The organism is Azoarcus olearius, from assembly GCF_001682385.1.
In the GTDB taxonomy this organism is placed as follows: domain Bacteria; phylum Pseudomonadota; class Gammaproteobacteria; order Burkholderiales; family Rhodocyclaceae; genus Azoarcus; species Azoarcus olearius.
In genome coordinates, this window is record NZ_CP016210.1 from 1,901,818 (window position 1) to 1,926,589 (window position 24,772).

The 24,772-nt window shown below is 66.0% G+C and carries 23 protein-coding genes; 3 read left to right on the forward strand and 20 right to left on the reverse strand.

Features of this window, described 5'->3' with window-relative positions; genetic code table 11:
* Position 1: 1 nt before the first annotated feature.
* The 10 genes from dqs_RS08810 to dqs_RS08845 all read right to left on the reverse strand — a co-directional run bounded on the left by dqs_RS08810 (position 2) and on the right by dqs_RS08845 (position 7,586).
* On the reverse strand, positions 2 to 715 hold the full coding sequence (locus tag dqs_RS08810; RefSeq protein WP_065340229.1) for a hypothetical protein: 714 nt from the start codon (positions 713 to 715) through the stop codon (positions 2 to 4).
* A gap of 73 nt (positions 716 to 788) precedes the next feature.
* Complete coding sequence (locus dqs_RS08815) at positions 789 to 1,316, reverse strand: hypothetical protein (RefSeq protein WP_065340230.1); 528 nt, start codon at positions 1,314 to 1,316, stop codon at positions 789 to 791.
* Positions 1,317 to 1,536: 220 nt separating this feature from the next.
* The gene (locus dqs_RS20720) at positions 1,537 to 1,887 is read right to left on the reverse strand and encodes a hypothetical protein (RefSeq protein WP_157108166.1); all 351 of its coding nucleotides are present in this window, start codon (positions 1,885 to 1,887) and stop codon (positions 1,537 to 1,539) included.
* A 301-nt stretch (positions 1,888 to 2,188) separates the two neighbouring features.
* Positions 2,189 to 4,567, reverse strand: a complete 2,379-nt coding sequence (locus dqs_RS08825) for an AAA family ATPase (protein WP_065340232.1) — start codon at positions 4,565 to 4,567, stop codon at positions 2,189 to 2,191.
* 10 nt (positions 4,568 to 4,577) lie between these two features.
* On the reverse strand, positions 4,578 to 4,796 hold the full coding sequence (locus tag dqs_RS20475) for a helix-turn-helix transcriptional regulator (RefSeq protein ID WP_084018766.1): 219 nt from the start codon (positions 4,794 to 4,796) through the stop codon (positions 4,578 to 4,580).
* 498 nt (positions 4,797 to 5,294) lie between these two features.
* A complete protein-coding gene (locus tag dqs_RS20725) occupies positions 5,295 to 5,447 on the reverse strand; it encodes a hypothetical protein (RefSeq protein WP_157108167.1) in 153 nt (50 codons plus the stop codon).
* 38 nt (positions 5,448 to 5,485) lie between these two features.
* Entirely contained in the window at positions 5,486 to 5,713 is a 228-nt protein-coding gene (locus dqs_RS08830) for a hypothetical protein (protein ID WP_065340233.1), read from the reverse strand.
* Positions 5,710 to 5,946 (reverse strand): hypothetical protein, encoded by a 237-nt coding sequence (locus dqs_RS08835; RefSeq protein WP_065340234.1) that lies wholly within the window; start codon positions 5,944 to 5,946, stop codon positions 5,710 to 5,712. Before dqs_RS08835 ends, dqs_RS08830 begins: the two co-directional genes overlap by 4 nt.
* 120 nt (positions 5,947 to 6,066) lie before the next feature.
* Positions 6,067 to 6,456: a hypothetical protein gene (locus dqs_RS08840; protein ID WP_065340235.1), complete on the reverse strand. Its 390-nt coding sequence runs from the start codon at positions 6,454 to 6,456 to the stop codon at positions 6,067 to 6,069.
* The gene (locus dqs_RS08845) at positions 6,453 to 7,586 is read right to left on the reverse strand and encodes a tyrosine-type recombinase/integrase (protein WP_065340236.1); all 1,134 of its coding nucleotides are present in this window, start codon (positions 7,584 to 7,586) and stop codon (positions 6,453 to 6,455) included. The genes dqs_RS08840 and dqs_RS08845 overlap by 4 nt, the downstream gene beginning before the upstream one ends.
* Positions 7,587 to 8,048: 462 nt before the next feature.
* Here dqs_RS08845 and dqs_RS08850 point away from each other — a divergent pair, with 462 nt between their 5' ends.
* Positions 8,049 to 10,736, forward strand: a complete 2,688-nt coding sequence (locus dqs_RS08850; protein ID WP_169823510.1) for an autotransporter family protein — start codon at positions 8,049 to 8,051, stop codon at positions 10,734 to 10,736.
* 9 nt (positions 10,737 to 10,745) lie between these two features.
* On the opposite strand, the gene minE is transcribed toward dqs_RS08850, so the two are convergent.
* The 9 genes from minE to dqs_RS20485 all read right to left on the reverse strand — a co-directional run bounded on the left by minE (position 10,746) and on the right by dqs_RS20485 (position 21,787).
* The gene (gene minE, locus dqs_RS08855; RefSeq protein WP_011765387.1) at positions 10,746 to 11,006 is read right to left on the reverse strand and encodes a cell division topological specificity factor MinE; all 261 of its coding nucleotides are present in this window, start codon (positions 11,004 to 11,006) and stop codon (positions 10,746 to 10,748) included.
* A 1-nt stretch (position 11,007) separates the two neighbouring features.
* A complete protein-coding gene (gene minD / locus dqs_RS08860; RefSeq protein WP_011765388.1) occupies positions 11,008 to 11,820 on the reverse strand; it encodes a septum site-determining protein MinD in 813 nt (270 codons plus the stop codon).
* 29 nt (positions 11,821 to 11,849) lie between these two features.
* Positions 11,850 to 12,620 carry a septum site-determining protein MinC gene (gene minC, locus dqs_RS08865; protein ID WP_065340238.1) on the reverse strand — a complete coding sequence of 257 codons (771 nt, stop codon included), beginning with the start codon at positions 12,618 to 12,620 and terminating at the stop codon, positions 11,850 to 11,852.
* Between the two features lie 91 nt (positions 12,621 to 12,711).
* Positions 12,712 to 13,578: an Hsp33 family molecular chaperone HslO gene (gene hslO, locus dqs_RS08870; protein WP_065340239.1), complete on the reverse strand. Its 867-nt coding sequence runs from the start codon at positions 13,576 to 13,578 to the stop codon at positions 12,712 to 12,714.
* Entirely contained in the window at positions 13,575 to 13,943 is a 369-nt protein-coding gene (locus tag dqs_RS08875; protein WP_041642471.1) for an ArsC family reductase, read from the reverse strand. Before dqs_RS08875 ends, hslO begins: the two co-directional genes overlap by 4 nt.
* A 12-nt stretch (positions 13,944 to 13,955) precedes the next feature.
* On the reverse strand, positions 13,956 to 16,277 hold the full coding sequence (locus dqs_RS08880; RefSeq protein WP_065340240.1) for a Tex family protein: 2,322 nt from the start codon (positions 16,275 to 16,277) through the stop codon (positions 13,956 to 13,958).
* A gap of 116 nt (positions 16,278 to 16,393) precedes the next feature.
* On the reverse strand, positions 16,394 to 17,245 hold the full coding sequence (locus dqs_RS08885) for a D-hexose-6-phosphate mutarotase (protein ID WP_065340241.1): 852 nt from the start codon (positions 17,243 to 17,245) through the stop codon (positions 16,394 to 16,396).
* Positions 17,246 to 17,249: 4 nt separating this feature from the next.
* A complete protein-coding gene (locus dqs_RS08890; RefSeq protein WP_011765394.1) occupies positions 17,250 to 19,937 on the reverse strand; it encodes a bifunctional acetate--CoA ligase family protein/GNAT family N-acetyltransferase in 2,688 nt (895 codons plus the stop codon).
* A gap of 170 nt (positions 19,938 to 20,107) precedes the next feature.
* Positions 20,108 to 21,787: a sensor histidine kinase gene (locus tag dqs_RS20485; protein ID WP_011765395.1), complete on the reverse strand. Its 1,680-nt coding sequence runs from the start codon at positions 21,785 to 21,787 to the stop codon at positions 20,108 to 20,110.
* Positions 21,788 to 22,085: 298 nt separating this feature from the next.
* Here dqs_RS20485 and dqs_RS08900 point away from each other — a divergent pair, with 298 nt between their 5' ends.
* Positions 22,086 to 22,625, forward strand: a complete 540-nt coding sequence (locus dqs_RS08900; RefSeq protein WP_065340242.1) for a class I SAM-dependent methyltransferase — start codon at positions 22,086 to 22,088, stop codon at positions 22,623 to 22,625.
* Between the two features lie 3 nt (positions 22,626 to 22,628).
* Here the strand turns inward: dqs_RS08900 and mnmH are convergent, their stop codons facing one another.
* Positions 22,629 to 23,687 carry a tRNA 2-selenouridine(34) synthase MnmH gene (gene mnmH / locus dqs_RS08905; RefSeq protein WP_065341679.1) on the reverse strand — a complete coding sequence of 353 codons (1,059 nt, stop codon included), beginning with the start codon at positions 23,685 to 23,687 and terminating at the stop codon, positions 22,629 to 22,631.
* A 43-nt stretch (positions 23,688 to 23,730) separates the two neighbouring features.
* On the opposite strand from mnmH, the gene selD reads away from it, so the two are divergent.
* Positions 23,731 to 24,771, forward strand: a complete 1,041-nt coding sequence (gene selD / locus dqs_RS08910; protein ID WP_065340243.1) for a selenide, water dikinase SelD — start codon at positions 23,731 to 23,733, stop codon at positions 24,769 to 24,771.
* The last annotated feature ends 1 nt before the right edge of the window (position 24,772 follow it).

Consider the following 24,772-nt stretch of genomic DNA (forward strand, 5'->3'; position numbering starts at 1 on the left):
GTCAGGCGTCATCCTCGTCGTTTGCGGTGGTGGGGTTCGCCGCGCGCTCGATGGCTTCGGCTAGGTATGCGTCGAGTTCGGCGGCGAGCTTCGACATGCGCTCGATGCTCTGCTCCGGGGTTGCGATGCCGCCAAAGGGGGCAGTCACGACGACGCCAGGTCCGAGTGGCGGGGTGCGACCCAAGCCGCTGGCGAGGGCGGCGGCGGTGATCGCGTTCGCGGCCCATGCGGTGCCCGTGAGACGCTCAATCCGGCCGAGCTGCTGAGTGCGTTCTTCGCGACTAATAACGGCGCACAGAGCTGCAGTGGCCTGCTGCGCGCGGTCCTGCTGTACTGCGTGCAGACGTACGAGCGTGGAACCGAGCTTGTTCTCGAGCAGATCGACAATCTCATCGACGAGCTTTCGCTCTTGGTCTGCAAGCGCTAGAGCTGCGGCTTGGCCGTCGCGGGCCCCGGCGAGCCGGTCGGTGTGCTCCTGCTCGGTTTGCTGGCGGGTTGCGGCCTCTCGCGCGGCTGCAATGCGGGCGAGTTTCTTCTCGTGCTGGCCGATCTCTGCCTCGAAGGTATCAACCGCGTACTGGCGCTCTTTGTCACCGGGCGCTTGGCTCAAGTGCAGGCAGGCCTCACGATGCGCCTGCTTCGCCTCTCGCAGGTCGCGGCGTGCTGCTGCCTCCTGCGTGTCTAGGCTGAATCGGGATGTGGGGTCTTTGGCCATCTTGGCGCTCCGTCTTTCGGTGCGCCTATGGTGTCGACAGAGGGGTCTTCGCTGGGCTTAAGTCACGCGAGAGTCATGCAGCGTCGAGCAGCCCGAGTGGAGCGGAGCGCGCGAGCGCCAGCATGTCGTCGGTCATCGTGCAGCGGATGGGTTGCAGGCGATCATGCTTGACGGCCAACACCCCCGAGGTCCGTTCCACACCGATGGAGCGTATCGCCGCTGCTAATGGGCGGCTGAAGCTCTCCACGGCGTCGGCGGCGCGTTCCAAGGCTTGCCGAGCACATGCGGAGGGGCGCGCAACGTTGAAGAACCATTCAGGCCGAAGAGGGGCAATGCGGTACTGCTGTGCGACCAGGACGGTCCAGGCGACGGCGATGCCTCGGCCGCAGTACGACACCCGGCGGCCATCGATATAGAAGCCGTGTGGATCGAGTTCAAAAACAACGGGTCGGGCGGCAGCGGTGGCAGCCTGGTTTATGAACTCGCGGAGCCACGCAGCAGCGTCCGACTCAATGCCGGTCAACTGTGGGATCTGATTTCCAAGCAGGCGTAGTAAGCGCGCTTGTTCGGCCAGCGTGAGGCTTGGTGTCTCGTCTCTCATGCTGCCGCCTGTAGCAGCTCGAGTTCGTCGAGACCAATGCCGAGCAGTTCGGCAGTCGCATAGGTTGAGGCCAGAGCCGTGGTGTAGCCCTCGCAGTGCCGGCGTCTTATCTGTTCAACCCACGTGGGGTTGGTCGGCCAGGCGCCGAAGTGCCTGCCAGGGGGCGGGGAGGGCAGGGGGGAGGTGTGGCTTATTGAGATCATCGTCTTGTTCTCCTGCGTTACGCCAAATCCGTTGAATCGTCGTGGAACGAGGGGCGATTACTCGCCGGGTTACACAGGTTCTCGGAAAGCGCTGCTGCTGCGCCATTTCCGACGGATTCAACATCTGATGAGTGTGGTTTGATGCGCTTCGCCGACACGCGCACAGCAGGCTTTCGGCGCTCGAACGTACACCACCGGTGCACCGTCCCAGGGTGCGGGCCGTCCAGACGGGCCGCGATGGCGCGAATGGTCCAGCCCTCGGCGCGCAACGCCCGCGCCAGCGCGACGACGGTGTCGGAGTATCGACACATCGGCTGTGATTCCCCGCACAGCATGCCTCGGGCGTTGGTAGTCCGGAGCACGATCACGTTGCCGCTCCTTGCGCGTTCGACGCATTGGAGGCGCTGACGGGGGGAGCGCGCTTTGTTTCAGGCACGCCCACACACAACCGTTCTTTGCCTTCTTCGTTCCTCTCCCACCAGCCGCGGACAGCCAGGGGGACATAGGACAAACCTAAGGGTTTTGTCCTGTCCTGTCCCCCTACTGGCCGGGACACGGAGGGACATGTCCCCCTTTTGTCCCCCTTGTCCCCCTCTGCCCATTCCAGAGGGACACAAAGGGACATGTCCCCCTGCTGTCCCCCCTGTCCCCCTACGCGTGCAACTTCTCTCATGCTCCACCTCGCAGCCAGCACATGTCCTTCCACACCTTCACGATGCCATCGGCGACCAGCCTTTCCCGCCCACGCTTGAACGCCTTCTTTTTTGCCTCGCCATCGCCGTCGGAGATCCCCATGTCGTAGGCCATACCCCGCCAGTCGTCCAGGTGGACGGCGGCCTCGGGTGCCGGGCAGTTGAGCGCGTTGGATGCCTCACCAGCGAAAGCGGCGTCGAGCATACGGCTGGTCTTCATGTCGGCCAGCGCTGCATCAAGCGCGCGGTAGGCAACGCTGACTGCGCCAGTTAGCGGCTTGCGACCGATAGGCGACGGATCGGTGGAGTCAGACTGCACGGCCAGCACCGTGACCACCGGTTCGCCGAAGTTGTCCTCCATCCCCGGCAGCTCGAATCGCTCAAGCTCGAATCGAATCGGCTTGAAGCCGGGGCCGCGAAACTTCGTGCGGTGAAAGAACTCGACCTGTCCGCGTTCTTGCCAGGCGCACAGCTCGCCGTCGATCGAGCCGGAAAACGCGCCGCCACCTCGCGGTTGCAGGTTGTCGCGCGTGGCTTCCTTGGTGGGGTGCATCAGGGCGACGGTGGCCGGATTGCCCAGCGGCTCCATCAGATCGCGCATGGCCATGGCCAGCTTGTGCATCTCCCGGTTGTCGTTTTCCTCTTCGGCCGACGAGTGCGCCGGACCGGTGTCGATTACGGCCATACCGAACGGGCCGAAAGCGCTGGCCTCTTTCACAAACCGCTTCAGCTCGACATCGTTGTCCAGGGCGAACGGTCGGCGGGTGAAGAAGATCTGGCCCGAGAGTTCGCTCGGAGGCATGCCGAACTTCAGCGCGGCAGCCGTGATGCGCAGTTGCACGTCGGCGGGGTTTTCGCCGCAGAGATACAGGACGCGCTGACGCTCGACCTGGTGGCCGCCCAACTCGCGCCCCGTGGCAACGTGCATGGCCACGGTAATCATCAAAGCAGTCTTGCCGTGGCCCCACTTTGCCGTCAGCGCGTACAGGCAGCCCTTCTGTAGCACACGGTGCCAGACGTAGCTCGGAGGCTCCATGGCGCGGGTGAACTCGGTGTAAGGCACCACGTTGCCGCCCAAGCCAGCCGCATCCATTTCTCGCCATGCGGCCTTGGCCTTCGCGCGCCAGCTTTCGTCTGTCCTCAGCACCCCCTGCAGTTCGTCCTGCTCGTCGGCCCACTTAAATATGGACGTGTACGTGATGTCGCGGGCGCTTTCCCGGTCCCACTTCGTGTCGTCGGGCTCCTTCACGCACCAGTTGACGCCGTGGGTCTGACTCCAGCCCTCGATCAGCGCACGGGCACGGTCCTCGTACTCCGTGCCCTTGAAGCACACCATGGCCAGGAACGTCTCGTTCCAAGGGCCGCGCGCAACGGCGCGATCCTTGATTGCCTCCAGCGCATACTCGAGGTCGTGCAAGGTGCGGTCATTCGCCTTGCTGATGGTGATGGTGCGCTCGAAGTCGCGATCATCGTCCTGCGCCTGGGCCGCGCGCTCGGTGGTCGCGGTCTTGACCGTCTCTCCAGGCTTGCCAATAGGTTCCCAGTCAACCCCACAAGCAGCCTGTATGTCGATGGGTACGCCGGGCACGGATTCGAATCGGTACTCGACCCCCTTAACCTTTCCGTAGAAGTAGGAGCGCGTGGTCTCCCAGCTTTCGGAGGCCAGGATGCCGCCCAGCGCCCCATTTACGAGGTCGAGGTATTCCACATACTCGTCCGGCGTCACAGGGCTGCCCAGTTGTGCGACTACGCGCCATCGGGGTTCGTCATGGCGATGGCTTGCCGTCGTGTAAACCGCAGCAGAAATGCCTGCGCTGGCCAATCGGGCAACGGCCTCGTCAACCGTAACCAGGCCGCCGTCATAGTCGCCTACAACTGCGGTCATGTTTTCCGGCACGGTCCCCATCACGCGCGAGTTGTTGGGCAGTTTGGAGAGCTTCACCAGGGGCATGCACACCTTGCTGGGGTACTCCCTTGGGTTCGCAAGCACATCGCAGAGCTTCTCCCACGTCACGTCGTGCCGCTTGCCGGCGGTCTCCTTTTTGTTGGCGAAGCGCGTAATCGTGACCAAGGGGTTCTGTGCGTCGCATATGACCTGGGCCACTTGGCGCTGCACCTGAGCCACTAAGCTCTCGAACTCCTCCGGCCTTGCCGGCTCGCACAGGTAATCGTCAAGGGACTCCCCGTCGTGTCCGTGAGCATCTGCTAAGTCGGTATCCTTCATCTCGTCATTGATTCCGTATGTGCCGGCGCTGGTCACGCCGTGCTGCTGGTCTTGAATGCCGCCTCCGGGCGGCATTTCTTTTTGCGCTGCTCCGCTGTGCATCAGCGCGATAAAGCTCATATCCCGGTTCATCGGTGGGCTCTCATGCGTGAGGCGCGGCTTTGCGCCCGGCAAACTCCACCGGTGGGAGCGACGCCATCCACGCGTCAATTTCGGAGGCCAACCAGACGAGGCGGCGGCCAGGTTTCCGCGGCGCGGGGAACGTTCCTTTTTCCACGCTTGCGTAAATCGACGACCGTGGTCTGGTCGTGATCTTCATCACCTCGGGGAGAGTTAGCAGTCGGTCATTTGGCGTATTCATTTCGGGCTCCTTGTAGGTGAACACGCCTAGATGTTGCTGCACTTCCTGGCGCACACGGATACGCCCCCGGATACTCCTAAATCGCTGATTAGCAACTGCTCAATCCCGAAAATGGAGACGCCCGAACGGCCCCCCGGCCGGGCGCCTGAACGCTGTCGGTGCCGTGCTTTCACCGCATGGCCGCGTTGATGAACGCCTGCAGCCTCGCGCCGACATCATCTGCTACGGCCAACACAGCAGCAGTCGACGTCCCCCCTCTCGATGTCGTCAGCGACGTTCCGGGTCGTACCCATGCGACGGGCGTCTGCGCCCGCCGCCGGCCAGCAACCACATGCGCAATGCACGACTTGCTGCATTCCATTCGCATTGCAATCTGAGAGAGCGTGAGACCGGATTCCCGAAGCTCGTGGACAAGATCCACGTCCCGGTCTGTCAGCACCGCCCGAGGATGGGACATACCGACGCGGCGCCCGCCCTCATTGACAGTCTTCGCTTCCATCAGCAGCCCCCTTCAGAGACTCCGCGGGCACTCCACAGTGGCGCTCCATGCAGAGTGCGTGCATCCGCCGGGCCGAGGGTGCCGACCTGCTGGGCGAGCGGGATGTCTTCGAGGGGAATGCCGAGCGCGGCCGCGACAGCCGTGGCATCCATGTAGCAATGCTGCTGATCTCCGCGGGGGCACAGATCGTTCACGGAAGCACCTTGAGTAACCCGACCGCGGCAACCAGCATGCCTCCGATCTTGATGAGCAAGCTGTTCTCGAACCGGTGAAGAGCCGTCTCGATGTCCGTCGAGGTGGCCAGGTTCTCCGAGGCTTCGGTTGCGGCGATTACGAGTTCCTGCGCCAGCTTTTCGGACATCCCGGCGTCGATCAGCCGACGGGTGAAACGGTAGGTGTCAAACGGCACCGTGCTCATGCTGCCACCGCCTTGCCCGCCTGCTCAGTGAGCCAGGCCTCGTAGCGACTCTTGGAGATCAACAGCTTGCGTCCGACCTGTACGCAGCAGGTAGCGAGGCCGTTCTTGTGGCGGTTGCGAAGTTGCCAGCGCAGTGTGTCTACGCTGAGGATCTTGGAGTTCTCTGCGGCGAACTCGGGCACCGGGTAGAGATCCTCGAGCGAGATGGTCGTCGGTTGTGTGTGGTGGGGCATCACTTCACCTCGTTGCGTTGTGTGGTGAAGCGAACTATCGGCCAAGCCTCTGCACGAAGTCGTCCGCGAATTTTTGTGCAGATTCGCCAGGGCAAAAATAAAAAGCCGGGTTGCCCCGGCCTACCGTTTTTTCTTCAGCTTGCGCTTGATGTATTCGATCTGGCGCATCACCTTGTATCGCGATGCGCCTCTTACATCGCACAGCAGATCCGCCACGGCGGCCAACTGGCTCGGTGTCGCTTCCGGGATCGCGGCGACGAGTCCCCGAAGGTCAGCGTTCTTGTCGATTGGCCCCTCTAGGCCAAGAGCGGCCCGCGCGTTCTCCCTGGCGCGGTTGGCCGGAATCTCGGGGTTTATGACTTTGGCAACTACCTGAGTTGCGACCGATCGCGCCCACGCCGCGGCCGTGGCATCGTCAACGGTGCCGGCGTCGATTGCGCGCCATAGCGCCGCCGCTGCGGTTGCGTCACCGGCGAGTGCGAGGGCGAGCAGTTCAGCATGCGTGCTCATGCTTCCCCTCGCTCGTCGTCGACCAATAGCTTCTGTGCGAGATCGACGGCATCCGCCGCAGCTAAGTGCGTGTATCGCTTCAGCATCGCGAGCGTTTTGTGACCTGTGATGTTTGCGGTCTGTGCGATGTTCGCGCCTTTCTTCAGAAGCTTGGTAGCCACAGTGTGACGCGTCGTATGCAAATACACCCGGTCCAGGGGGTCATCGCGGTCGTTCAGCAGGCCGGCGCGCTGTCGCACGGCCTTCCAGGTTTCTTCGACCGGTTTGGGACGCTCTGGCCGCCGTGGGTCGAAGAACACGAAGTCGCTGCCCAAGGGCCGCACCTTCTGCGCTTCGAGCAATGCGGTCTTGACGTCGGTGACCAGGGGCAACGCGCGGGGGTCGTCGTTCTTCGTCTTCGGGATGACAGCGACGGACTCGTCCAGGTTGATGTCCTTCCACCGCAACTTCAGCACCTCAGACTTGCGGGCGCCGGTGGTGAGGAAGATGCGAAGGAATAGCCACATCATCGGCCAGCGTGCTTCCCTGGCCGCCTCATAGAGCCGGTCCTCCTCGGCAGGGGTGAGAATGCGCCGCCGTCCGCCGCTCTCCTTCAACTTCTTGACCTTGCCGGCCTTGAGCGGATGGACGTCGATGATCTCGTGGTTGATCGCGTAGTTGAAAACGCTCGACAAACTGGCGAGGTAGCGGTTAACCGTTGCCGGCGTCACGGTCTGGCCGGTCTCCTTCACGCCCTCGTGAGCGCGTCGCATCGCCGGCTTGTTCTGCAGTCGGGCCACCGCGGCGTTGATATCGCCCCGCGAGATCTCGCCGGTCTTCATGCAGCCGAACTGTTCGCGCCAGAACTCAAGATGCGAAGCCGACCAGAATTTGGTCCCCCGGACTGGCGGCGCCTTCACGAAGTCCTCGATGAGGTCAGCAAAGGTCGGCCCGCGGGTTCTGCCGAGCTGCTGGAGTGCCGCGTCGGACTCGTTTTCGCGCAGCCAGTCCTTGGCCGACGTCTTTGTGGGAAAGACTTTTGACTTGCTCACCGGCTTGCCGTTGACCTGGCGTCGGATAAAAGCACGGTAGCTGGTGACGACCTTGCCGGTCGCACTGTCGATCTTCTTGGTGACGGTGATGGAACCCATGCCAATCCTCCATGCGTAGTTTACCGATCGGATTACGCAGATTTACACACTGCGCCTGCAAAACCCGCATCAATGCTACGACTCTAGACGATTTTAAGTCCGCTATGGTTACCGATTTCATCACCCGGGCGGGGCGGCGAATTGTACCGCCCCTCCGGTGCGGCCGCATCCGCCGGGCGACCCCTGTAGGCAATCTTCCCTTGGTCCTTTGGCATAGATGAAACTATCATCATGCTGACTGGATTCGCGCTGGCATATCGGCGTATCCACGCGCGAACGGCGCATCCCGGGGCGGTGCAAGCAGATCCGCAGCGGCCGCTGGCCTCCACAACGAAAGATAGATAACCGATTTCCATGTGCCCGAATCCGGCAGGCGCGCTCAGGCGCCTCTCCGCTACCACTGTTGGACGTACTTGTCGTCATCAGGCGCCGTCCACGGCAATGCACGCCGTTGCAGCCGTGATGCTGGGCATCGGCAGTGCCGGAGCGAGTGCGATCGACTTCTCGGGCACCCAGACCGCAAGCGGCACGATTGCCGAAGAGTCGCTGAACTTCTACGAGCAGAGCAGCGCTGGCACTGCATCGATCACGTTCTCTTCCTACCTGGTCGAAGGCAATTTCTTCGATTCGAGCAGCGCGGGCGACGCAAATATCCTCGTCAGCAGCAGCCAGCTCTATTTCCTCGGCAACAGTACGGCCGGAAATGCCCGTATCGAGGTGACCAACGAAGGGCAAGTCTATTTTTGGGGCAGTGCAACCGGGGGTAATGCAAGCCTCAACGTCGGTCCGGACGGATATGTCGTCTTTGGCGGCAGTTCCGGGCCAAATGAAACCGGTGTGTTATCGCTTGGGTCCCTGTCGGGTTCCGGCGCGGTGGACCTGCAGGATGCCTTTGCCGAGGTCTATGTGCCGGGCATTACGCTGCGCGTCGGCGGTGATGGCAGCAGCACCTCCTTCAGCGGGTCGCTGTACGGGGATGAGACTTCTGCACTGGTGAAAACGGGCGCCGGTACCTTTACGCTCGACCTGGCCGACGACAGCTTTACCGGCCGCTTGATCGTGGAGCAAGGTCTCGTCAACTTCTCCCGAGCGGAGGGGCTGGGCTACGGAACGATCACCCTGGATGGCGGCGGGTTGCAGTGGGCGGCGGGCAACACCGACGACATCTCCTTCCGCCTGCAGCCGCTGGGGCCCGGCGGCGGTGTGTTCGATACCAACGGCAACGACATCCTGCTGCAGGGAGAAATCACCGGCACCGGTGCGCTGACCAAGACGGGTGACGGCATGCTGTTGCTGCTCGCCGGCTCCGGTGCCGCCAGCTACACCGGCGGTACCTTCGTCGAGGGCGGGACGCTGGCGGGCTGGTTGCCGGCGAACACCGCCTATACGGTGAATGGCGGCACGCTGGACCTGAGCGAAGGCAGTTTCGCGATGTCCTCGCTGTCCGGCAGCGGTGGAGTCGTTGCCCTCGGTGCCTCTACATTGACGGTGAACCAGGCCGGCGATACGACCTATGGCGGGCAGATCAGCGGCAGCGGCGGCCTGGTCAAGTCTGGTGCAGGGCGTCTCGATCTCACCGGCGTCAACACCTATACCGGCGCCACCGAGGTCAACGGCGGCGTTCTGGCGGTCAATGGCAGCCTGAACACGACGTCGGTGGTCAACGTCAACAGCGGGGGAACACTGGGCGGCAACGGCACAGTGGGTACGGTCGTTGTCTATAGCGGTGGCACGCTGGCCCCCGGCAATTCGATCGGCGCGCTGCATGTGGCCGGCGACCTGATCTTCACGCCGGGTTCGGTGTTTTCAGTTGAAACCGATGCGGCGGGCAACGCCGATCAGGTCATCGTTGCCGGCATGGTCAGCCTCGACGGCACGCTGCAGGTGCTGGCTGGCAGCGGCAGCTACGCCCCCGCCACCAACTACCCCATCATCAGCACGACGAGCGGGTCACCGATCTCGGGCACGTTCTCCAACGTGACGTCCAACCTCGCCTTCCTCGACCCCAGCCTCAGCTACACCGCCAGCGGCGTCACGCTGACGATGACGCGCAATGACGTCAGCTTCGCCAGTCAGGCGCTCACGCCCAACCAGCTCGCGTTCGCCAACAGCATCGCCTCGATCGACCCCAACAGCGCGGTGTACCGCACCCTGGTCAACCTCAGCGGTCCGCAGGCGGCGGCGATGTACGAGCAACTGTCGGGTGACGCCCATGCCAGCATGAGTGCTTCGCTTGTGTATAGCGACATCGATGTGATCAACGCGCCGCTCCACAACCTGCGCGCCAACCTCGACTCGCCGGGCGCGGCCCTGCCGATGTGGACCCAGATGAGCAGCGGCACCCAGCGCATGAACGACGACGGCAACGCAGGCGCCACGACCCAAGACTTCGACGGTGCGCTGATCGGCGGCGATCTGCCCGCTTTCGGCGACTGGCGGGTGGGCGCGGCGATCGGATACGACATTGCCCAGGTCAGCGTGGGATCGCGCCAGGCCGAGGGGGAAACCAAGACCCGGCGCTTTGCGCTGTACAGCGGCAAATCCTTCGAACTGGCGGATGGAAACTCGCTGCGCGTTTTCGGTGGTGCGGCCTACAGCCTGCACCGGCTGGAGTCCGCTCGCGATGTCAGCCTGATCGATGGCGTGGAACATCTCACCCGCGGCTATGACGTGGTTACCCGCCAGCTGTTCGGCGAGTTGGCCTATCGCTTGGGGCTTGGGGAGAAGTCGCACGTCGAGCCCTTCGTCGGGCTGATGAGGGTGGAGCAGCGCGCCGACGGGTTCCAGGAGGAGGGCGGCAGCGCGGCGCTGGCCGGCGACAGCCAGCGCAATGCCCTGCTGATCAGCACGCTGGGTGCGCGCGGCCAGCATGCGGTGAATCTCGGCGGACTCGATATCGAACTGAAAGGATCGCTCACATGGCGCCACCTCGAGGGTGATGTACGCCCTGAACTCGGCCTGCGGCTATCCGGCGGGTCGCGCTTTACGGTGATGGGCACCGAACTGCCGCGCGACAGCATGCTCCTGACGCTGAACGCAAACTACGACCTGATGGCCGGGGTGGTGCTCAACGTCGGTGTCAACGCCATGACCAGCGACAGCGGTAATGCCGCCGCGCTGGTGGCCAATCTGCGCTGGAAGATGAACTGAGGCGGGGCGTCAGCGTCCGTGCTCGGGCAGCACGATGTTGACCTCGAGCACCTCGACGTTGTCCTGCTTGTCGAGCTGCACCTTGATGTCGTCCGGATTGACGTTGACGTACTTGGAGATGACGTCGATCAGGTCCTTCTGCAGGGCGGGCAGGAAGTCCGCCGTGCCGGCGCCGCCGCTCCGCTCGTGGGCGATCAGCAGCGACAGCCGGTTCTTGGCGATTTCCGCGGTCTTCTTCTTTTCGCCGAAAAGGCGGGCGAGCAGAGACATATCACTTGCCTCCGAACAGGCGCTTGATCAGGCCGGGCTTCTCGTAGCTGACGAAGCGCAACTCGCGGTCCTCGCCGAGGAAGCGCGCGACGACGTCGGTATACGCCTCCGCCACGTCGGTGCCCTTGAGATGGATCGCCGGCGTGCCCTGGTTGGAGGCCTGCAGCACCGATTCCGATTCCGGGATCACGCCGATCAGCGGCACGCGCAGCAGCTCCTGCACGTCCTTGTACGACAGCATCTCGCCGTCTTCGACACGCTTGGGCGAATAACGCGTGACCAGCAGGTGTTCCTTGACCGGCTCGCCGCCTTCTCGGGCGCGCTTGGACTTCGACTGCAGGATGCCGAGGATGCGGTCGGAGTCGCGGACCGACGAGACTTCGGGGTTGGTGGTCACGATCGCCTCGTCGGCAAAGGTCAGCGCCATGACCGCGCCGCGCTCGATGCCGGCGGGGGAGTCGCACACGACGTAGTCGAAGGCCATGTGCTCCAGTTCCTTCAGCACGGCCTCCACGCCCGCCTCGGTCAGCGCATCCTTGTCGCGCGTCTGCGAGGCCGGCAGGATGAAGAGGTTGTCGCAGTGCTTGTCCTTGATCAGCGCCTGGTTCAGCTTGGCTTCGCCGTTGATCACGTTGACCAGGTCGTAGACCACGCGGCGCTCGCAACCCATGATGAGGTCGAGGTTGCGCAGGCCGACGTCGAAGTCGATCACGGCGGTCTTGAAGCCCCGCAGTGCAAGCCCGGAGGCGAAGGCTGCGCTGGTGGTGGTCTTGCCTACGCCGCCCTTGCCGGACGTTACGACGATGACTCTCACGGTTTCCCCTTTAGCAATGTGTGGCCGCCTCAGTCGAGCTGCAGCGGTTCGATGTCGAGTGTCTGGTCCGCGCCGGCAGTGTTGAGCCGCACCTGGGCGGCGCGTCCGGCGATGGCTTCGGGGATGCCGCGTTCGAAGGTGCGGTAAACCCCGGCGACCGAAACGAGTTCCGGCCCGAAATTGGTGGCGATGATGCGCGCGGCCGGGTTGCCCTGCGCGCCGGCCAGCGCGCGCCCGCGCAGCGGACCGAAACAGTGGATGCTGCCGTCGGCGATGACCTCGGCGCCGTTGCTCATGCCCGCGAGCAGTACCAGGTCGCCGCCGCGCGCATACACCTGCTGGCCGGAGCGCAGCGGGCGGTCGATGAACAGCGTGCCGGCCTGGATCGGGGGCGGCACCGGCGTGGCGGACGGTGCGGGCTCTACCCGTGGTGCGGGGGCCGGACGCGCCGCTTCGGCGGCGGGTCGGTCGTTGATCTCGGCGTGGTCGAGTATCGCGAGGCCCGCCTGACGGGCAGCGGCGGCGAGCGCGGGGTCGAGATTGCGGATGCCGACGGGCTGCAACTGGTAGCGCCGCAGCAACGACAGCAGACCCGCCCAGTCGATGCGGCCCGGTTGCTGGCCCAGCGCGCCGAAATCGAGTACGGCGGCTTCGCCGTTGAAGAAATCCGGCATGCCGCCCAGCATCTTGTGGAGTTCGTCGGCGAGGCGTGCCGGTTCGGTTTCCCGCAGGATCGCGATGGTGGCGCCCAGGGCCGTGTTGCGAAATTCGATCGGACGGGCGGGCGCGGTGGCGGACATGGGCGAGAAGGTCTTCAAAATCAGTGAAGTGTAATTAAGGGCGGGGGGTTGGGGCAAGGCGCGCCCCCGCGGCGTGCATAGGGCCGGCGCTTCAGTGCAGCGTGGGCGGCTTGAACAGGGCGTCCACGTCGTCGGGGCCGAAGCGGTAGGTGTGGTTGGAGAGATCGTCATGCACCACCACCTCACCGTGTTCCGCCAGCACCGCGCGCACTTCGTCCTCGCCCAGGCCGCGCAGCATGTCGGCCACCTTTTCCGGCGACGGCGGCCAGTGATGGGTGACCGCACGCGGGGTAAACAGCCGCACGTCTTCCTCGGCGAACAGGCGGCCGAGCAAGGCGGCGGGATCGAGGCCGAGGAGTTCTTCGGCACGTACGGTTTCGGCCAGGGTCTGCACCCGCGCCCAGCCGTCGATGTCCTTAGCGTCCGCGCCCGGCAGCTTCTGCACGAACAGCGCGGCCGCCGCGGTGGACGAACACGCCAGCCACAGGCCGGCCGGCTGCTGTTCCGACTGCTCGAGGTAGTGGCTGAAGGTGGCGGCGATGCTGTCGCCCTCCAGCGGCACCAGGCTCTGGTATGGCTGGTCCAGGCCGGCGATGTCGAGCGTCAGCTGCAGGCGGCCGTCGCCCACCAGCGCTTCCAGGCCTTCGCCCGAAAGCGCGCCTTCGGCCTTGGCGTAGCCGCGCAGGTTCAGCGTTTCGGTGCAGTCGATCACCAACAGGCTCACCGGTCCGTGTCCTTGCACCTGGAAGGTCAGCCGGCCGGGCTGCTTCAGGTTGCCGGCGATGACGGTGGACACTGCCGCCATCTCGCCCAGCAGCTTTGCCACCGCGGGCGCGTAGTCGCGCCCCGCCTGCAGCGACTGCCAGACATCATCCAGGCGGACCACGGCGCCGCGGATGTCGAGGTTTTCCAGCATGAAGCGCTGGATGTAGCTGGACGGCAACGGATGCGTGCTCATTTCTGCCCCCCTTCGGCGTGGTTGAGGCTGGCTTCATAGCGTTCGGGCTCGAAGCCGATCAGCAGTTCCCCGGCGGGCGTCAGCAGCACGGGACGACGGATCAGGCTGGGGTGCTCCAGCATCAGCGCGATGGCGTCTTCGTCACTGCCGATGGCCTGCTGTTCCGGGCTGAGCTTGCGCCAGGTGGTGCCGCGGGTGTTGACCAGCGCCTTCCAGCCCACCTGCGCGCACCAGCCGCGCACGGTGTCGGCATCCAGCCCGTCCTTGCGATAGTCGTGGAAGCGATGGGCCACGCCGTGCTCGCCGAGCCAGCTGAAGGCCTTCTTCATCGTGTCGCAGTTCTTGATGCCGTAGACGACCGTCATGGTGAATTCCGCTTACTTGGTGCGCGCGCGGGCGAATGCGGCGGCGAGCGCATTGTTGGATGGGGCACGCTCGGGCTGGCGTTGCGCAGCGGGGCGCTGGCCGCCAGGACGGCCGCCCGCGGCCGGACGGCGTCCGCCTTGATCGTCGGCGCGCTTGGGGGCGGCCTCGTCGCCCATGCGCATGGTCAGCGCGATGCGGTTGCGCGGGATGTCCACTTCCAGCACCTTGACCTTCACCACCTGGCCCGCCTTGACCACGCTGTGCGGATCCTTGACGAAGCGTTCGGCCAACGCCGAGATGTGCACCAGACCGTCCTGATGCACGCCGATGTCGACGAAAGCGCCGAAGTTGGTGACGTTGGTGACCACGCCTTCCAGCATCATGCCGGGCTCCAGGTCCTTCAGCGTTTCGATGCCTTCGCGGAAGCTGGCGGTGCGGAATTCGGGGCGCGGGTCACGGCCGGGCTTTTCGAGTTCGGAGAGGATGTCCTGCACCGTCGGCAGGCCGAAGCGTTCGTCGGTGAATTCCGCCGGCTTCAGGGCCTTGAGGAAGCTGCTGTTGCCCATCAGTTCGCGCACGCTCTTCTGCACCCGGGCGAGGATGCGTTCGACCACCGGATAGGCTTCGGGGTGGACCGAAGACGCGTCGAGCGGGTTGTCGCCGGCGGGAATGCGAAGGAAGCCGGCGGCCTGCTCGAAGGTCTTGGGGCCGAGGCGGGGCACGTTCTTCAGCGCGTCGCGGCTGGCAAACGGCCCATTGGCGTTGCGGTGCTCGACGATGTTGGCGGCGAGCGTGGCATTGAGCCCGGAGATGCGCGCCAGCAGCGGCGCAGAGGCGGTGTTCACATCCACGCCGACCGCGTTCACGCAGTCTTCCACCACCGCGTCCAGACTCTTGGCGAGCTTGCCCTGGTTCACGTCGTGCTGGTACTGGCCGACGCCGATCGACTTCGGGTCGATCTTCACCAGTTCCGCGAGCGGGTCCTGCAGGCGGCGGGCGATCGACACCGCGCCGCGCAACGACACGTCCACATCCGGGAATTCGCGCGCCGCGAGTTCGGAAGCGGAATACACCGAGGCGCCGGCTTCGGACACCACCACCTTGGTCAGCTTGAACTCCGGATGGCGCTTGAGCAGCTCCGCGGCGAGCGCATCGGTTTCGCGCGAGGCGGTGCCGTTGCCGATCGCGATCAGCTCCACGTTGTGTTTCTTCGCCAGCACCGCCAGCGTGGCCAGCGTGCCTTCGCGGTCGCGGCGCGGCTCGAAGGGGTAGACGGTGGCGGTATCGACCAGCTTGCCGGTGGCGTCGACCACCGCGACCTTCACGCCGGTGCGGATGCCGGGGTCCAGGCCCATGGTGGCGCGGGTGCCGGCGGGCGCGGCGAGCAGCAGGTCCTTGAGGTTGCGCGCGAAGACGCGGATCGCTTCCTCTTCGGCACGCTCGCGCAACTGGCCCATCAACTCCAGTTCGAGGTGCAGCGAGATCTTCACGCTCCACGCCCAGCGCACGGTGTCGGCCAGCCAGCGGTCGGCGGCGCGGCCCTGGTTGCGGATGCCGAAGCGCGCGGCGATGCGGCCTTCGCAGGGGTGGGGTGCGTCCGCGTCGGGGCGATCGATATCGAGCGCGAGCCGCAGCACGCCTTCGTTGCGGCCGCGCAGCAGCGCCAGCGCGCGGTGCGAGGGCAGGGTGGCGATCGGCTCGCGGAAGTCGAACCAGTCGCGGAACTTGGCACCCTCGTTCTCCTTGCCTTCGATCACCGAGGAACGCACCTCGCCGTGTTCCTGCAGGTAGTCGCGCAATTCCCCGAGCAGCGCGGCGTCTTCGGCGAACTGTTCGATCAGGATCTGGCGGGCGCCGTCCAGCGTGGCCTTGGTGTCGGCGAAGCCGGCTTCGACGTTGAAGTACTTCGCCGCCTCGGCTTCCGGGTCCAGCGTCGGATCGGCCAGCAGACTTTCGGCGAGCGGGCCGAGGCCGGCTTCGCGGGCGATCTGGGCCTTGGTGCGCCGCTTGGGTTTGTAGGGCAGGTAGAGGTCTTCGAGGCGCTGCTTGGTGTCGGCGTTCTCGACCTCGGCGCGCAGCGCGGGGGTGAGCTTGCCTTGCTCGTCGATCGAGGCGATCACGGTGGCGCGGCGGTCTTCGAGTTCGCGCAGGTAGCCAAGCCGCTCTTCCAGCGTGCGCAGTTGGGTGTCGTCCAGCCCGCCGGTCGCTTCCTTGCGGTAGCGCGCGACGAAGGGCACCGTGGCGCCGTCGTCGAGCAGTTGCACGGCCGCCATCACCTGGCGGGGGGAGACGCCGATTTCATCGGCAATGCGGTGTTCGATCGGGGGCAGCATGTCGTTCGGCTGATTGAAGCGGAGGCCGCGCCGGCATGGCGCGGCGGAAAAGGGGCAGGATGGTGCAGCAAGCCCGCCGCCGGGGCAAGGCCGCGGCGGACGATCGACGTCGTGATTTACAGCGCGACGAGGGTCTGGCGGCCCCACCACTGCGCCTGCGGCGCCAGCCTCACCGGGTTCTGTACGACGGCCGCCTCCACGCACAGCATGCGGCGGAAGTCGAGCGCGGCCATGTCCGGCAACGCCGCGCAGCGTGTTTCCCACGGGTTCCACACCACCACGTCCGGAAAGCCCTCGGCGTTGATGCCGAGGCTGCGGTCGTACTCGCGCAACAGCAGCGGGCGCTGCACCGCGTGGTAGATGCGGTCGGTCTCGTCCTCGATCAGCAAGGCGTCGCCGCTGTCGCGCTTGAGTTTGCCGCCGTCCGCGCTGTCGCGGTACTCGCTGCCGTACAGGCCTTCCAGCCGTGATTCCTCGACTTCGCGCACGCGCAGGTAGGTGTGCAGCGCGGCGGTAAAGGCGAAATCGTCGGTACCCGTGTTCGTGAGTTCCAGTTCGAGTTCGAGCCGGCTGTCTTCGATCAGCACTGTGAGTTCGAGGTCGAAGTCGTGCGGCCACAGCGCACGGGTGGCGTCGTCGGCGTCGAGTCCGAGCGCCAGCATCGCGAAGTCGTCGCCGGTGCGACGCGTGCGCACCGCCCACGCCCGGTTGCGCGCGAAGCCATGGCGCGGCAGGGCGCCTTCGGTGGCGAACTGCGGAAAACACACCGGCACGCCGCCGCGGATCGCGGTGGCACCGTCGAACACGGCACTGTCGCTGAGGTAAAGCCGCTCCTCGCCGCCGGCCGGCTTCCAGGACAGCACCTGGCCGCCGAACAGACCGACGACGGCACGGGCGCCGCTCGCGGTGGCCAGAGAAATCGCGGGCTGACCGCGGAAGTCGAGGGTGTCGATGCTCGCGGAGGCCATCGCGTCAGTCCTGCAGCGACAGCACGCCGAGCTTGATCGTGCTGTCGTCCGGGTCGTTGGTGAGCACGAAGCCGAGGCCTTGCACGAACTTCAGCATGCGGTCGTTGTTGGCGAGGAAGACCCCGTTCATGTACGAAAGCCCCTTGCTGCGCGCGGTTTCGATCAGTACGCCCATCAGCTTGCGGGCAAGTCCGCGGTGCTGCCATTCGTCGCCGACCACCACGGCGAACTCACAGGATTCACCATCGGGATTGACCGCGTAGCGGCACACGCCGATTTCCTTTTCCACGCCGTCCACCTGGATGGTGGCGAGGAAGGCCATCTCGCGGTCGTAGTCGATCTGCGTGAGGCGGGCCACCATCGCCGGCGGCAGCTCGCGCATCGTGTTCATGAAGCGGTAGTACTTGGTCTCGGTGGACAGTCCGCGCACGAACTCGACCTCGAGTTCCGCATCTTCCGGCTTGATCGGGCGGATCGTGATCTCGACGCCGTCCGGCACCGTCCATTTGCTGGTGAGGTGCGACGGGTAGGGATGGATCGCCATGTGGTCGTAGCGGTCCGCGGTGGGCGAGACGTTGTCGACCACGATGCGGGCATCCACCGCCACCGCGCCGTTCTCGTCGACGATCAGCGGATTGATGTCCATCTCGGTGATCCACGGCAGCTCGCAGACCATTTCCGACACGCGCAGCAGCACCAGCTCCAGCGCCTCCATGTCCACCGGCGGCAGGTTGCGGAAGTCGCCGAGCAGGCGGTGCACCCGGGTGGAGCGGATGAGGTCACCCGCCAGGTAGTTGTTGAGCGGCGGCAGCGCCACCGCCACGTCGCGGTTGGCCTCGACGCGGTTGCCGCCTTCACCGAAGGTGATCACCGGGCCGAACACCGGGTCGCGCCGTACGCCGACCATCAGCTCGCGGCCGTTGCGCTTGAGGATCATCGGTTCGATCGCGACGCCGTTGATCGCGGCTTCGGGGCGGTTCTTGCGGACCTCGTCCTGGATTTCCTGATAGGCGGTGCGGACTGCCGCCAGGCTGCCGAGGTTGAGCCGCACGCCGCCGGATTCCGACTTGTGGATGATCGACGGCGAGTCGATCTTCATCACCACCGGCAGGCCGATCTCCTCGGCCAGCACCATCGCCTCGGTGGCAGAGCGCGCGATCACGGTCTGCGCGATGGGGATGCGGAAGGCCGCCAGCAGCGCCTTCGATTCCATCTCGTTCAGCACCTTGCGACGCTCGGCGAGCGCGGTCTCGATCACCAGCCGCGCGCTCTCGATCGACGGCGGCGACAGGTGCGACAGCGAAGCCGGCGTCTGCATCAGCAGCTTCTGGTTGCGGTAGTAGGCCGAGATGTGGCTGAAGAGTTCGACGGCCGGTTCCGGCGTGCGGAAGGTGGGGATGCCGGCTTCGATGAAGCGGTGGCGCGCGTCGGTGACGAGGTCCTCGCCCATCCAGCAGGTGACCACCGGCTTGTCGGCAGTCTTTTCCAGTTCGATCAGAGCGTCGGCGACGCCGCTCGGATCGGTCATCGCCTGGGGGGTCAGCATCACCAGCACGCCGTCGACGTTCGGGCCTTCGAGCACCGCCTGGACTGCCTTGCGGTAACGCTCCACGTCCGCGTCGCCGAGGATGTCCACCGGGTTGCCGCGCGACCAGCTCGCGGGCAGCGCGACGTTGAGCTTCTCCATCGTGCCTTCGGAGAAGTTCGACAGCGGAATGCCGAGGTCCGCGGCACGGTCGGCCGCCATCACGCCGGGACCGCCGCCGTTGGTGATGATCGCCAGCCGGTTGCCGCGCGGTCGGAAGTGCGAGAACAGCGCGTTGGCGGCGGCAAACAGCTGCCCCATGTTGTACAGGCGGATGACGCCGGCGCGGCGCAGCGCGGCGTCGAACACCGCGTCGTCGCCGATCGGCGCGCCGGTGTGCGACAGGATGGCGCGCGAGACGTCCGGATGGCGCCCGACCTTGACCAGCAGCACCGGCTTCACGCGGGCGGCGCCGCGCAGCGCGCTCATGAAGCGGCGCGCGTCGCGGATGCCCTCGACGTACAGGAAGATGCTCTCGGTGCGGGGGTCCGAGATCATGAATTCGAGGATCTCGCCGAAGTCGATGTCGGACGAGGTGCCGAGCGACACCACCGCGGAGAAACCGACGTTGTTCGGCTTGGCCCAGTCGAGAATCGCCGCGCAGAGCGCGCCGGACTGCGAGATCAGGCCGATGCTGCCCTTGACCGCGCTGGCGTGGGCGAAGGTGGCGTTGAGGCCGAGTTCCGGCCGCATGATGCCCAGGCAGTTGGGGCCGAGCAGGCGGATCTTGTGGCGGCGGGCGGCTTCGATGACGTGGCGCTCGTACAGCGCGCCGCGCGGACCGGTTTCGGAGAAGCCGGACGACAGCACGATGACCGCCTTGACCCCGGCGCGTCCGCAGCTATCTACGATGGCGGCAACCTTTTCGGCGCGCACCGCGATGACCGCGAGGTCGAGCCGGTGGGGCACGTCTTCCACCGACTTGTAACAGGGGATGCCGAGCACCGTGTCGTGCTTGGGATTGATCGCGAACAGGCGGCCCTTGTAACCCGCGTCGAGCATGTTGCGGACCAGCACGTTGCCCAGCGAAGACTCGCGCTCGCTGGCACCGATGACGCCGACCGAGCGCGGCTCGAGCAAGGGAGAGAGGTAGTGCTTGTCTTTCATCGGCGGCTGCCCGGTGGATTGAATCTGTTCTTGAACGGGGTGAGCCGGCCGGCCCGTAACCCCGGGAAACGCCCGTATTGTACTGCAGTGCACAAAACGCCTCCATGTTACTTCTCACGGGGGCGGCGCGTGTTGGCGGATTAGTTGAAGGGCTGGCGTTGCATGGGGGTTCAGCTCCCGAGCGTGAAGTAGAAGCGCGCGCCTTCACCGGGTTTGGACTGGGCCCAGATGACCCCGCCGTGGCGCTGGATGATGCGCTGCACTGTTGCAAGCCCGATGCCTGTGCCGGAGAACTCGGTGGCGTTGTGCAGGCGGTGGAAGGGGCGGAAGAGGTTGGCCGCGAAGGCCATGTCGAAGCCCGCGCCGTTGTCGGCCACGCAGAACACGCGGCGTTCGCGTTCGCGCTCGGCACGGAAGGCGATTCGCGCGACGGCCTGGCGCGAGGAGAACTTCCACGCGTTGCGCAGCAGGTTTTCGATCAGCACGCGCACCAGCGTGCGGTCGGCGGTGACGATGAGGCCGCGGGTGATTTCCACTTCGACTTCGCGCTCGGGCTCCTCGGCACGCAGTTCTTCGACCACCTGCAGCGCGAGTTCGGAGATGTCGAAGGTTTCCTTGTGCAGCGACTGGCGGGTGAGGCGGGCGAGTTCGATCAGCGCATCGATCAGATGCGCCATCCGCTGCGTTGCCTTGCGGATGCGGTCGAGGTGACTGCGCGCCGTTTCATCCAGCTTTTCTTCCAGCTCTTCTTCGAGGATGCGGGCAAAGCCGTCGATCGCGCGCAGCGGCGCGCGCAGGTCGTGCGAGACCGAATACGAGAAGGCCTCGAGTTCGCGGTTGGAGGCTTCCAGTTCGGAGGTGCGCATGCGCACCCGTGCTTCGAGTTCCTGGTTGATGTTCTTCAGCGTGAGTTCGGCCACCTTGCGCGACGAGATGTCATCCAGCGTGCCGGCGATACCGAGCCGGCTCCCGGCCGCGTCGGTGATCGGGCGGCAGGCGGCCTCGATCCAGCGGATTTCCCCTTCGCGGGTGCGCAGGCGCAGCTCGAAATGGCATTCGGGCAGTCGTCCGCTGGCCACCGCCAGCAGTTGTTCGCTGGCGCCGCCGCGGTCGTCCGGGTGAAAGAAATCGACCAGCGGCTTTCCCAGGCTCTGTTCCACCCGGTAGCCGGTGATGTTGCGCCACACGCCGTTGATGAAGCTGAGCCGCCCCTGGGTGTCGGTGCGGAAGATGACCTCGTTGACCGCTTCCACCACTTCGAAATAGCGCTGCTGGCTTTCCTGCAGCGCGCGTTCGGTGGCCACCTGCTCGGTCAGGTCGCGGCCGATGCCCTGGTAGCCGGCGAATTCGCCGTTGCGCACCAGTGGCCGGCCGATGAGTTCGAGGTAGTGCAGCGCGCCGTCGCTGCCCTTGCAGGTGATCTGCAGCGTGACCGCGTCGCGTTGTTCGACCTGGGTGCGGTAGCGCAGCCAGTCGACCGGCTCGCATTCATCCCAGGCCTGCTCCCACGGGCGGCGGCCGAGCAGGGCGCGGGGGTCGAGCCCCGGGCGGTTGCGCAGTCCTTCGCCGATCCGGGTGTAGCGATGGTCTGCGTCGGTGGTCCATACCCAGTCCGAGGCCATCGCGATGAGTTCGAGCAAGCCGCGCGCATCCGGGGCCGGCAGAACCGCCTCGCCGGCTGCCTCGACGCGGGGGCGGCGCCACCAGGCGCCGGCACCGAAGCCGGCGAGCGCGACCGCCACCAGGCCGATCGCAAACGCCGTCAGACCGCCGCCGGCCGCATCTGCTTCCGCCGCAAGCGCCGGCATGCTGGCGCCGAGCAGCGGAACGAGCCCGTGAAGGCGGGCCATCGACCCATGCCTTATGGGGGACGAGAACGGTTTCGGTTGTGCGCGACTCACGGGACTCCCGTTTTCGGATTACCTCGATTGGATTAGCAAGCGCGAGGTTCTTTATGTGGGCACCGCGCTTCTATAGCACAGTTCCGCGCCGCCGCGTATCGCCGGCAGCCCGTATGGCGGCCCAGGTGGGCCCGGCGTCACGAACGGCTGGCGTAGAATCTGTCATATCCGCTGCAAGCACGGCTTGCGCCAACCGTTTTCCGGACTTCCGCCGCTGGCGAGAGGTCTCTTGCCGAAGGACAGACGCATGCATTCCAGCCTGACCGCGCCCTCTCCGTGGGTGACCCGATTTGCGCCGTTGATCGCTGCCGGCGGTGAGGTGCTGGACCTTGCCTGTGGCGGCGGCCGCCACGCCCGCTGGCTGGCCCAGCGCGGATTCCGCGTGGAGGCGGCCGACCGTGACGGCGTGGCGCTCGAACTGCTTGCCGGTGTGCCGCATGTGCGCACCCGTCAGGTCGATCTGGAGGCGGGCGCCTGGCCCTACGACGGGCGCCGGTTCGACGCGGTGGTGGTCACCAACTACCTTTACCGCCCGCGCTTCGACGCGATGCTGGCGTTGCTCGGTGCCGGCGGCGTGCTGATCTACGAAACCTTCATGGCCGGCAACGAACGCTTCGGCAAACCGAGCAATCCGGATTTCCTGCTTGCGCCCCACGAGTTGCTCCAGCGTCTGCCCGCGGGCTGGAGCGTGGTCGCGTTCGAGCAGGGCGAGGTCGCCCAGCCGCGCCCGGCCGCGCTGCAGCGCATCTGCGCGGTCAATGGCGGCGGTCTGATTCCCTTGCCCTGATTCTCAGTCCCGGTTCGTCGCCATCGAGAGGATCTCGCGCGCGAGCGCCGGTATGTTGTGCGGCCCGAGGTCGTCGGTGACGATGCGCGGCGCCGCCGCGTAGCCTTGGTAACTGCCGTTTTGCGATCGCCGGTAGAGGGGGTCGTAGTGGTGGTCGACGAGTTCGCCGAACAAGGCCGGCAGCGCACGCGCCTGCGCCAGCGCGAGCCAGTTGTCGATGCGCTCGTTGCTCTGCAGCCCGCGCAGCTTCTCGATCAGGCCCTGCAGGCGGGCAGTATCGTCGCCGAGGTAGGCGTAGTCGCGCACCAGGTATTCCAGCCGCGCCTCGCGGCTCGCCTCCACCACGATGCAGGGTGCTTTGCGGATGGCGAACAGCAATGGATCGGGCAGGAAGATGCGGCCGATCTTGCGGCTTTCCGCCTCGACGAACACCGGGCGGGCCGGATCGAGTCCGCTCAGCACCGCGTGCAGGGCGGTTTCGAAACCCTTCTGGGTGGGTTGCGGGCGATCCGGCAGCCCACCCAGCACCGAACCCTTGTGCGCCGCCAGTCCTTCGAGGTCCACGACCTGGGCACCGGCAGCGGCCAGTGCCTCGAGGATGCGCGTCTTGGCGCTGCCGGTGGCGCCGCCGACGACGCGCCAGTCGAACGCCGGTGCGAGCTGTGCCAGCTCTTCGATCACGACGTGACGGAAGCGCTTGTAGCCGCCTTCGAGCTGGCAGGCGTCCCAGCCGATCATCCGCAGCCAGGTGGTGAAGGCGCCGCTGCGCTGGCCGCCGCGCCAGCAATACACCAGCGGACGCCAGCGCTTCGGTTTGTCCTGCAGGTGGGCATAGAGGTGGCGGGCGATGTTCTCGGCCACCATCGCGGCGCCGATGCGGCGCGCTTCGAAGGCGGACTGCTGCACGTAGATGGTGCCGACGGTGGCGCGCTGCGCGTCGTCCAGCACCGGCAGGTTGATCGCGCCGGGAATATGGTCTTCGGCGAACTCGGCCGGGGTGCGGGCGTCGATGATCTCGTCAAACTCGCCTCGCTGTGCTACGGTCGCAACGCCTTTCTGCATGGTTTCGGGTGCCGCGTCCTGCGGCGCCACTCCTTTCTGGAACATGGAAAAAATCCGGCTCACGCAATTTTCCCACGGCGGCGGATGCGGCTGCAAAATCGCGCCCGCGGTGCTCGCCGAAATGCTCTCCGGCATGCCGCCGGGCATCGTCCCGCCCGACCTGCTGGTCGGCACCGAAACCGCGGACGATGCCGCGGTCTACCGGCTGAACGAGCGCCAGGCGGTGGTGGCCACCACCGACTTCTTCACCCCCATCGTCGACGATCCTTACGACTTCGGCCGCATCGCGGCGACCAACGCGCTGTCGGACGTCTATGCCATGGGCGGCACGCCGATCATGGCGCTGGCGGTGGTCGGCATGCCGCTCGACAAGCTCCCGCGCGAGGTGATCGCGCGCGTGCTGGAAGGCGGGGCCGCGGTGTGCCGCGAGGCGGGCATCCCGATCGCGGGCGGTCATTCAATCGATGTGCTCGAACCGATCTACGGGCTGGTCGGCATCGGCGTGGTGGATCCCGCGCAGGTTCGCACCAATGCCGGGGCCCGCGCCGGCGACGTGCTGCTCCTTACCAAACCGCTCGGCGTCGGCGTGCTCTCCGCGGGGCTCAAGAAGGGCCTGCTGAGCGCGGAGGGCTACGCCGAAATGCTGCGCTGGACCACGACGCTGAACCGCGCCGGCGCCCGTCTGGCGGCGGTGGAGGGCGTGCACGCGGTGACCGACGTGACCGGCTTCGGCCTTGCGGGGCACCTGCTGGAGATGTGCCGCGGCGCCGGCCTCGCGGCCCGCCTGTCGTTCGATGCGCTGCCGCTGATCGAAGAGGCGGTGGGCCTCGTGCGCGACGGCGTCGCCACCGGCGCCTCCGCCCGCAACTGGGCGAGCTACGGCGAGGACGTCGAGTTGCCGGCGGATTTCGAGGACTGGCAGCGCAAGCTGCTGACCGATCCGCAGACCTCGGGCGGGCTGCTCGTCGCCTGTGCCCCCGAAGTGGCCGACGAAGTGCTGGCGACGGTGGCTGCGGTACAGGGCAGTCCGGCCCGCGTCATCGGATGCATGGAGACGGGGCCGGCGCGGCTGAGGCTGGGCTGAG

What these genes read in the sequence shown, in the direction of transcription:
- dqs_RS20485 (WP_011765395.1), bottom strand. Translation starts at nt 21,787, where the DNA reads ATGGCCCGCCTTCACGGGCTCGTTCCGCTGCTCGGCGCCAGCATGCCG.
- dqs_RS08885 (WP_065340241.1), bottom strand. Translation starts at nt 17,245, where the DNA reads ATGGCCTCCGCGAGCATCGACACCCTCGACTTCCGCGGTCAGCCCGCG.
- dqs_RS08825 (WP_065340232.1), bottom strand. Translation starts at nt 4,567, where the DNA reads ATGAACCGGGATATGAGCTTTATCGCGCTGATGCACAGCGGAGCAGCG.
- hslO (WP_065340239.1), bottom strand. Translation starts at nt 13,578, where the DNA reads ATGAGCACGCATCCGTTGCCGTCCAGCTACATCCAGCGCTTCATGCTG.
- dqs_RS08890 (WP_011765394.1), bottom strand. Translation starts at nt 19,937, where the DNA reads ATGAAAGACAAGCACTACCTCTCTCCCTTGCTCGAGCCGCGCTCGGTC.
- minC (WP_065340238.1), bottom strand. Translation starts at nt 12,620, where the DNA reads ATGTCCGCCACCGCGCCCGCCCGTCCGATCGAATTTCGCAACACGGCC.
- dqs_RS08850 (WP_169823510.1), top strand. Translation starts at nt 8,049, where the DNA reads ATGCTGGGCATCGGCAGTGCCGGAGCGAGTGCGATCGACTTCTCGGGC.
- dqs_RS08810 (WP_065340229.1), bottom strand. Translation starts at nt 715, where the DNA reads ATGGCCAAAGACCCCACATCCCGATTCAGCCTAGACACGCAGGAGGCA.
- dqs_RS20475 (WP_084018766.1), bottom strand. Translation starts at nt 4,796, where the DNA reads ATGAATACGCCAAATGACCGACTGCTAACTCTCCCCGAGGTGATGAAG.
- minE (WP_011765387.1), bottom strand. Translation starts at nt 11,006, where the DNA reads ATGTCTCTGCTCGCCCGCCTTTTCGGCGAAAAGAAGAAGACCGCGGAA.
- dqs_RS08900 (WP_065340242.1), top strand. Translation starts at nt 22,086, where the DNA reads ATGCATTCCAGCCTGACCGCGCCCTCTCCGTGGGTGACCCGATTTGCG.
- mnmH (WP_065341679.1), bottom strand. Translation starts at nt 23,687, where the DNA reads ATGCAGAAAGGCGTTGCGACCGTAGCACAGCGAGGCGAGTTTGACGAG.
- dqs_RS08835 (WP_065340234.1), bottom strand. Translation starts at nt 5,946, where the DNA reads ATGCCCCACCACACACAACCGACGACCATCTCGCTCGAGGATCTCTAC.
- dqs_RS20725 (WP_157108167.1), bottom strand. Translation starts at nt 5,447, where the DNA reads ATGGATGCCACGGCTGTCGCGGCCGCGCTCGGCATTCCCCTCGAAGAC.
- dqs_RS08875 (WP_041642471.1), bottom strand. Translation starts at nt 13,943, where the DNA reads ATGACGGTCGTCTACGGCATCAAGAACTGCGACACGATGAAGAAGGCC.
- dqs_RS08815 (WP_065340230.1), bottom strand. Translation starts at nt 1,316, where the DNA reads ATGAGAGACGAGACACCAAGCCTCACGCTGGCCGAACAAGCGCGCTTA.
- dqs_RS08845 (WP_065340236.1), bottom strand. Translation starts at nt 7,586, where the DNA reads ATGGGTTCCATCACCGTCACCAAGAAGATCGACAGTGCGACCGGCAAG.
- dqs_RS08840 (WP_065340235.1), bottom strand. Translation starts at nt 6,456, where the DNA reads ATGAGCACGCATGCTGAACTGCTCGCCCTCGCACTCGCCGGTGACGCA.
- selD (WP_065340243.1), top strand. Translation starts at nt 23,731, where the DNA reads ATGGAAAAAATCCGGCTCACGCAATTTTCCCACGGCGGCGGATGCGGC.
- dqs_RS08830 (WP_065340233.1), bottom strand. Translation starts at nt 5,713, where the DNA reads ATGAGCACGGTGCCGTTTGACACCTACCGTTTCACCCGTCGGCTGATC.
- dqs_RS08880 (WP_065340240.1), bottom strand. Translation starts at nt 16,277, where the DNA reads ATGCTGCCCCCGATCGAACACCGCATTGCCGATGAAATCGGCGTCTCC.